The sequence below is a fragment of the Streptomyces sp. NPDC026092 genome (assembly GCF_040638605.1).
Lineage (GTDB): Bacteria > Actinomycetota > Actinomycetes > Streptomycetales > Streptomycetaceae > Streptomyces.
This window is the reverse complement of the sequence record NZ_JBEZYN010000017.1, coordinates 197,829-204,789: the sequence shown is the minus strand read 5'-3', so window position 1 is coordinate 204,789 and position 6,961 is coordinate 197,829. Positions and strand designations below refer to the sequence as shown.

Sequence of the window (6,961 nt, the reverse complement as noted above, 5' to 3'; positions counted from 1 at the left end):
CGACTGGAACACTCTTCCCCTACCCGCCCCTCTTCCGATCGGGCCGCGCGGACTTACGTCGGCGGAGGGGGCGCTCACCGGGTCGGGGTGAGCGCCCCATCGGCGTACGGGTGCGGCGTGATCAGCCGATCGGGAGGCCGCCGGCGAGGCCGCCGACCGGCAGGCCGCCGAGGAGGCCGCCGACCGGGGTGTTGGCGAGCGCGCCGGTGGCGTTGTCGAGCGGGGCGTGCTCCAGCGCCTGGCCGGCGGCGGCCGGGACGGCCTTGGCGCCCTGGTCGACGGCGGCCTGGCCGCCGAGGAGGGACTCGGTGGCGCCCTCGGGGAGCTCGGTGAGGCCGTCACCCAGCGGCACGACCGAGGTGACCGTGTTGAGCGCGTCGGGGGCGGCGGGCAGCGCCGGGGCGGCGGTGGCCGTGCCCGCGGCGGCGGCGGCGAAAGCGGCACCGAGGGCGGCGACACCGAGCGTCTTGGCGGCAGACTGCTTCATCAGAGAATCATCCTTGAGGATTTCGGGGAGGAAATTCGGGGAATGCAGAGCGGCTTTGCAACTTAGCCACCGGATGACGCTCCCGCAAACACCGAAAGGCGGCCGGTCACCTGTTCCCCGGCCGCCTTTCACCCACTCCCCAAGCCCTCGCTCAGCCGGACTTCCCGGCAGACTCACTGGTCGTGGCGGTCTGCTGGAACAGCCATTCGGACTTCAGCTCGGCATATCCGGGCTTGATGACGTCATTGATCATGGCGAGACGTTCATCGAAAGGAATGAACGCTGATTTCATCGCATTGACGGTGAACCACGCCATGTCGTCGAGCGTGTAGTCGAATGCCTCGATCAGCAGCTCGAATTCCCGGCTCATGCTCGTACCACTCATCAAGCGGTTGTCGGTATTCACGGTGGTACGGAAGTGCAGCCGGCGGAGCAGGCCGATCGGGTGCTCGGCGATGGAGTCCGCGGCGCCGGTCTGGAGGTTGGAGGTCGGGCACATCTCCAGCGGGATGCGCTTGTCCCGTACGTACGCGGCGAGCCGGCCGAGCTTGACCGAGCCGTCGTCGGCGACCTCGATGTCGTCGATGATGCGGACGCCGTGGCCCAGGCGGTCGGCGCCGCACCACTGGAGGGCCTGCCAGATCGACGGCAGGCCGAAGGCCTCGCCCGCGTGGATCGTGAAGTGGTTGTTCTCCCGCTTGAGGTACTCGAAGGCGTCGAGGTGGCGGGTGGGCGGGTATCCGGCCTCGGCGCCCGCGATGTCGAAGCCGACGACGCCGGAGTCGCGGTAGCGGTTGGCCAGTTCGGCGATCTCCAGGGCGCGGGCGGCGTGCCGCATGGCGGTCAGCAGGGCGCCCACGCGGATGCGGTGGCCGTTCGCCCTCGCCTGCCGCTCGCCCTCGCGGAAGCCCTCGTTGACGGCCTCGACGACCTCCTCCAGGGTGAGCCCGGCCTCCAGGTGCTGCTCGGGGGCGTAGCGCACCTCGGCGTAGACGACGCCGTCCTCGGCGAGGTCCACCGCGCACTCGGCGGCGACGCGGACGAGGGCCTCGCGGGTCTGCATGACGGCGCAGGTGTGCGCGAAGGTCTCCAGATACCGCTCGAGGGAGCCCGAGTCGGCGGCCTCGCGGAACCAGATGCCGAGCTTGTCGGGCTCGGTCTCGGGGAGGTTGTCGTAGCCTTGGGCGAGGGCGAGTTCGATGATCGTGCCGGGGCGCAGGCCGCCGTCGAGGTGGTCGTGGAGGAGCACCTTCGGGGCACGGCGGATCTGGTCCGCGGTGGGGAGGCTGTGGGTAGGGCTCGTCATTGCGGCACTCTAGCCCCTACGCGCGTAGAGGCCCCCTCCTCAACTCGCTTGTCGATACGTAACAGTGACCGCGCGTACGGATGGCGTACACCTCGCCTTCTGAGACTGTTCTGCCATGGCGCACTCCGCACTCGTAGGGACCGCAGGGAGCCGGACACCCCGGCTGGGACGGCCCGTCGGCGCATCGCACCCCGGTACGGCGGTGGGCGGTGTGGTCCTGCTCCTCCCGGACGGGGAGGTCGCGTCCGCGCGCGGCGCCTCGGTCAGGGCGCACGCGGCGCTGCTGCCGCTGGGCCGACAGCTCGTCAGGGCGGGCCGCGGGGAGGGCCTGGTGGCGCACGTGGTGCGGTACCGGGGGCGCGGCTGGAACGGTACGGACGCGGCGCTGGCGGCGGACGCGGCGTGGGCGGTGGCGGAGGCGGTACGGCGGTACGGCGACGTCCCGGTCTGCCTGGCCGGCCACGGGATGGGCGCGCGGGCGGCGTTGCGGGCGGCGGGGCATGCGGCGGTCGACGCGGTGCTCGGGCTCGCTCCGTGGCTGCCGGAGGACGACGTGGCGGCGGAGCCGGAGCCGGTACGGCAGTTGGTGGGCCGCCGGGTCCTGCTGGTGCACGGCACGAACGACGCGCGCACGGACCCGGAGTTGTCGTACCGGCTCGCGGTACGGGCGAAGAAGGCGAACCGCGACACGTGCCGCTTCGAGGTCCACTCGGACGGCCACGCGCTGCGCCAGTACCACGAGGAGGTCCGCGCCCTGGCCACGGACTTCGTCCTGGGCACCCTCTTCGCCCACCCGTACTCACGCCCCTTGGCCGACGCACTGGCGGCTCCGCCGCCGTTGGGGTTGAGGATGCCCTTGGCGGCGGGCTTCGGCGGGACGGGGCGCAGGTAGGGGGAATTCCCCCTACCTGCGCCTCCCCGAAACCCTGACGGGACGGGGGCGCCGGCCTCCGGCGGCGGGACGCGGCAGCTTCGCGCCGCCGGGGCGGGCCCGCCCCCGGGCGGTGGTCAGTCCGGGAGGAGGTGGCCTCGTTTGTTGAGGAGGAACTTTTTGAAGGCGGCTACTGGAGGGGTGTCCGGGTGGCCGTCCAGCCAGGCTACGCCGATTTCGCGGATGGCTCGGGGGGCCGTGACCGTGAGTTCCACGACGCCGGGGCGGGGGACCGCAGGGGGTGGGAGGAGGGCCACGCCGAGGCCCGCCGCCACCAGGCCGCGGAGGGTCTCCGCCTCCTCGCCCTCGAAGGCGACGCGTGGCGTGAAGCCGGCCTCGGCGCACAGGTCGTCCGTGATGCGGCGGAGGCCGTAGCCGGGTTCCAGGGTCACGAAGGTCTCGTCGGCCGCCTCCGCCAGGCGGACCCGCTTGCGGGAGGCGAGGCGGTGGTCGTCCGGGACGACCAGGCGCAGGCGCTGCTCGTCCAGGCGGCGGGCCACCAGGTCCGGGGCGTCCGGGACCGGGGACGTCAGGCACAGGTCCAGGTCCCCGGCCCGCAGGCGCTCGATCATCGCCTCGCCGTAGTTCTGGACCAGCGTGAAGCGGATCCGGGGGTGGTCCACCCGGAAGGCTCGGAGCAAAGCCGGGACCGTTTCCGAGCCCATCGTGTGGAGGAAGCCGAACGCGACCCGGCCCGCCGTCGGGTCCGCGTCCGCCCGTACGGAGTCGGCCGCCCGCTCCACCTCCGCGAGCGCCCGCTCCGCCGAGCCGAGGAACGTCCGGCCCGCCGGGGTCAGCGAGACCGTCCGGCCCTTGCGGGCGAAGAGGGCGACCCCCAGGTCCTGTTCCAGCCTGACCATCGCCCGGGAGAGCGTCGATTGCGGGACGCCCATCTCCGCCGCCGCCCGCGTCACATGCTCGTGCCGCGCCACCGCCGCGAAGTACGCGAGCCGTGGCGCGAGCAGCAGCCCCATGTCTTCTTCGTAACTACTCGGTGACAGCCGACCCTGTGACCTGTACTCATGCGCCATAGGAACGATTACAGCAGTTCCATGCATTGGACGCATAAAAACAATCGTCCTACGTTCTATGTATGCCTTCCGCCAGTACCGAGGCGGCCGCCGCCACCCGCACGGCCGCCCTCGACACCCGCCTCGCCCCCGGAGCGCCCGGCCACCGCCGGATGAGCTTCGCGCTCTTCGCCGCAGGTCTCGCCGCCTTCGCGCTCCTCTACTCCACCCAGGCCCTCCTCCCCGCGATCTCCGCCGAGTTCGGCGCCGGCGCCTCCGCCGCGTCCTGGACGGTCTCCGCCGCGACCGGCGCCCTCGCGCTCCTGGTCCTGCCGATGAGCGCCCTGTCCGAGCGCTTCGGGCGCCGCCGGATGATGACCGTCTCGCTCGCCGTCGCGGTCGCCCTCGGCCTGCTCGTCCCCTTCGCCCCGAACCTGGAGTGGCTGGTCGCCCTGCGCGCCGTCCAGGGCGCGGCGCTCGCGGGCCTGCCGGCCTCCGCGATGGCGTTCCTGGCCGAGGAGGTGCGGCCGAAGGCACTGATCGCCGCGATCGGGCTCTTCGTCGCGGGCAACTCGATCGGCGGCATGAGCGGCCGTATCGTCACCGGCTGGGTGGCCCAGATGTGGGGCTGGCGCGCCGGGCTCCTCGCGGTCGGTCTGATGGCCGTGGTCTGCGCGGTCGTGTTCCGGGTGCTGATTCCCAAGGCCCGGCACTTCACGCCCGGTTCACTCAACCCCAAGCTGCTCGCCGCCGCCGTCCGCACCCACCTCTCCGACCCGCTCCTCGTGCGGCTGTACGCGATCGGCGCGCTCTTCATGACCGTGTTCGGCGCGGTCTACACCGTGATCGGCTACCGGCTCGTCGAGGCCCCGTTCTCGCTCCCCCAGGGCGTGATCGGCTCGATCTTCCTGGTGTACCTCGTCGGTACGGTCTCCTCCGCCGCCGCCGGAAAGCTGGTCGGACGGCTCGGCCGGCGCGGGGCGCTCTACCTGGCCGTCGGCACGACCGCCACCGGGCTGCTGCTCTCGCTCGCCGACAGCCTCACCGCCGTCCTGGCGGGCCTGGTCCTGATCACGGCCGGCTTCTTCGCCGGGCACGCGGTCGCCTCCTCCTCGGTGAGCCGGACCGCGAAGACCGGCCGGGCGCAGGCCTCGGCGCTCTACCAGTCCGCGTACTACATCGGCAGCAGCGTCGGCGGCACGCTCGGCGCCATCGCCTTCCACTCCGGCGGCTGGGCGGGCACCGTCCTCCTGGGCCTGGTCGCGGTCCTCGGCGTCGTGTCGATCACCCTCTACGGCAGCCACAGCGCCCGGGTCGCGGCCCGGAGGCCACAGCTCCGTACGGCGCACTGAATCCGCTCCCGATCGCGTACAACCGGAACGCTCCCCCGGTCGTCCTAAGTCTTAGGACCCTAGGGGGAGTTGGTGATCATGAACGGAATACGGAAGCGCGCCGGGATCGTCCTCGGCATCACCTCGATGGTGGTGCCGCTGACGGTCGCCCTCGGCGCCGGGACGGCCCAGGCCGCGTCGTGCAACGTGACGACCGGGCCGTACCAGAAGCAGGTGGAGAAGTTCCTGGGCCGGACGGTCGACGGAAAGCAGTCGCTCGCCGACTGCAAGGCGATCCAGTCCTTCCAGCGCACGCACGGCATCACCCCGACCATGGGGTTCGCCGGTCCGCTGACCTGGCGGACGATGGACACGATGATCCAGCAGAAGGCCGCCGGGAAGAACCCGAACAAGGCCGGTAAGTGTCCGACCAACAAGGGCCGGATCGCCTGCGTCGACCTGACGCGGCAGCTGACCTGGATCCAGGACGGCAAGACGCTCAAGTACGGCCCGGTGCCGGTGCGTACGGGCAAGGACGGGACCGAGACCCGTACCGGCGCCAAGAAGATCTACTGGCGCAAGATCAACCACTGGTCGACGATCTACCACGTCTCCATGCCGTACTCGCAGTTCTTCGACGGCGGCCAGGCCTTCCACTCCACGACGAAGTCCATGTGGAACCCGCCGGGCTCGGGCGGCTGCGTCAACATGCGCCCGGCCGACGCCAAGGCGTACTGGAACCTGCTCAGGAACGGCGACGACGTGTTCGTCTACGGGCGGAAGCCGGGAACCTGACCCCGGTTGTCAGTGGGCTGCGGTAGCTTCCCCTCATCGGCACAGCACCGGTGCCGGTGAGGGGCGAGTGGGGTGGACCTGCAATGAGTGACCTGGCGACCGAGGACCGCGAATCCCAGCTGGAGAAGTACCGCACAGAGCTGACCGGTTACTGCTACCGGATGCTCGGCTCGTCCTTCGAGGCCGAGGACGCCGTGCAGGACACGATGGTCCGCGCCTGGCGGTCCCTCGACTCCTTCGAGGGGCGCTCCAGCCTGCGCTCCTGGCTCTACCGCATCGCGACGAACGTCTGCCTCGACTCGCTGAACGCGGGGAACAGGCGGGCCAGGCCGATGGACCTGACGGCGGCGACGCCGGTCGCCCAGGCCCAGTTGAACGCCCGGCCGGAGATCACCTGGCTGGAGCCCGTCCCGGACGGGCGGGTGCTGCCGTCGGTGGCCGACCCGGCGGAGACGGCGGTCTCCCGCGAGACCGTGCGGCTCGCGTTCGTCGCGGCCCTGCAGCACCTGCCGCCGAAGCAGCGGGCGGTGCTGATCCTGCGCGAGGTCCTCGCCTGGAAGGCGAGCGAGGTCGCCGAGCTGCTCGACACCTCGGTCGCCTCGGTCAACAGCGCGCTCCAGCGGGCGCGCGCGACGATCGCGGAGAACGAACCTGCGGTCTCGGACGCGGCGAACCCGCTGGACGAGGAGCAGAAGGAGCTCCTGGAGCGCTATGTCGCGGCCTTCGAGGGGTACGACATGAAGGCGCTGACCGCGCTCCTGCACGAGGACGCGACGATGTCCATGCCGCCGTACGACCTGTGGCTGCGCGGCCACGACGACATCGTGGGCTGGATGCTCGGCGTCGGCGACGTCTGCCGGGGCTCGAAGCTGGTCCCGACCGTGGCCAACGGCTCCCCCGCCTTCGCGCACTACCACCCGGACCCAGAGGGCGGATACAGCCCGTGGGCGCTGATCGTCCTGGAGCTGCGGGACGGCAAGGTCGGCGGGATGGACTTCTTCCTGGACACCAAGCGCTGGTTCCCGCTCTTCGACCTGCCGGAGCGGCTCGAAGGCTAGGCGCCCGCCGTTCCCGGGGGACATGCGAAAGGGGCGGGGCCGT

At 71.5% G+C, this 6,961-nt stretch carries 7 protein-coding genes; 4 read left to right on the top strand and 3 right to left on the bottom strand.

What is annotated here, in order from left to right:
* Positions 1 to 121: 121 nt before the first annotated feature.
* Positions 122 to 487 carry a hypothetical protein gene (locus AB0F56_RS26490; RefSeq protein ID WP_362013883.1) on the bottom strand — a complete coding sequence of 122 codons (366 nt, stop codon included), beginning with the start codon at positions 485 to 487 and terminating at the stop codon, positions 122 to 124.
* 151 nt (positions 488 to 638) lie between these two features.
* On the bottom strand, positions 639 to 1,793 hold the full coding sequence (locus tag AB0F56_RS26485; RefSeq protein WP_362013882.1) for an adenosine deaminase: 1,155 nt from the start codon (positions 1,791 to 1,793) through the stop codon (positions 639 to 641).
* 115 nt (positions 1,794 to 1,908) lie between these two features.
* Here AB0F56_RS26485 and AB0F56_RS26480 point away from each other — a divergent pair, with 115 nt between their 5' ends.
* Positions 1,909 to 2,685, top strand: a complete 777-nt coding sequence (locus AB0F56_RS26480) for an alpha/beta hydrolase (protein ID WP_362013880.1) — start codon at positions 1,909 to 1,911, stop codon at positions 2,683 to 2,685.
* A gap of 116 nt (positions 2,686 to 2,801) precedes the next feature.
* On the opposite strand, the gene AB0F56_RS26475 is transcribed toward AB0F56_RS26480, so the two are convergent.
* A complete protein-coding gene (locus tag AB0F56_RS26475; protein ID WP_362013879.1) occupies positions 2,802 to 3,755 on the bottom strand; it encodes a LysR family transcriptional regulator in 954 nt (317 codons plus the stop codon).
* Positions 3,756 to 3,817: 62 nt separating this feature from the next.
* On the opposite strand from AB0F56_RS26475, the gene AB0F56_RS26470 reads away from it, so the two are divergent.
* The 3 genes from AB0F56_RS26470 (at position 3,818) to AB0F56_RS26460 (ending at position 6,918) form a co-directional block, all read left to right on the top strand.
* Positions 3,818 to 5,086, top strand: coding sequence for an MFS transporter (locus tag AB0F56_RS26470; RefSeq protein ID WP_362013878.1), 1,269 nt, complete (start codon positions 3,818 to 3,820; stop codon positions 5,084 to 5,086).
* A gap of 126 nt (positions 5,087 to 5,212) precedes the next feature.
* Positions 5,213 to 5,860 carry a L,D-transpeptidase gene (locus AB0F56_RS26465; RefSeq protein WP_362013902.1) on the top strand — a complete coding sequence of 216 codons (648 nt, stop codon included), beginning with the start codon at positions 5,213 to 5,215 and terminating at the stop codon, positions 5,858 to 5,860.
* Positions 5,861 to 5,943: 83 nt separating this feature from the next.
* Positions 5,944 to 6,918, top strand: a complete 975-nt coding sequence (locus tag AB0F56_RS26460; protein ID WP_362013877.1) for a sigma-70 family RNA polymerase sigma factor — start codon at positions 5,944 to 5,946, stop codon at positions 6,916 to 6,918.
* Positions 6,919 to 6,961 lie beyond the last annotated feature (43 nt).

Bases quoted from the DNA above. Each gene is read 5' to 3' on its own strand.
- AB0F56_RS26460 (WP_362013877.1), top strand. From the start codon at position 5,944: ATGAGTGACCTGGCGACCGAGGACCGCGAATCCCAGCTGGAGAAGTAC.
- AB0F56_RS26485 (WP_362013882.1), bottom strand. From the start codon at position 1,793: ATGACGAGCCCTACCCACAGCCTCCCCACCGCGGACCAGATCCGCCGT.
- AB0F56_RS26480 (WP_362013880.1), top strand. From the start codon at position 1,909: ATGGCGCACTCCGCACTCGTAGGGACCGCAGGGAGCCGGACACCCCGG.
- AB0F56_RS26470 (WP_362013878.1), top strand. From the start codon at position 3,818: ATGCCTTCCGCCAGTACCGAGGCGGCCGCCGCCACCCGCACGGCCGCC.
- AB0F56_RS26475 (WP_362013879.1), bottom strand. From the start codon at position 3,755: ATGGCGCATGAGTACAGGTCACAGGGTCGGCTGTCACCGAGTAGTTAC.
- AB0F56_RS26465 (WP_362013902.1), top strand. From the start codon at position 5,213: ATGGTGGTGCCGCTGACGGTCGCCCTCGGCGCCGGGACGGCCCAGGCC.
- AB0F56_RS26490 (WP_362013883.1), bottom strand. From the start codon at position 487: ATGAAGCAGTCTGCCGCCAAGACGCTCGGTGTCGCCGCCCTCGGTGCC.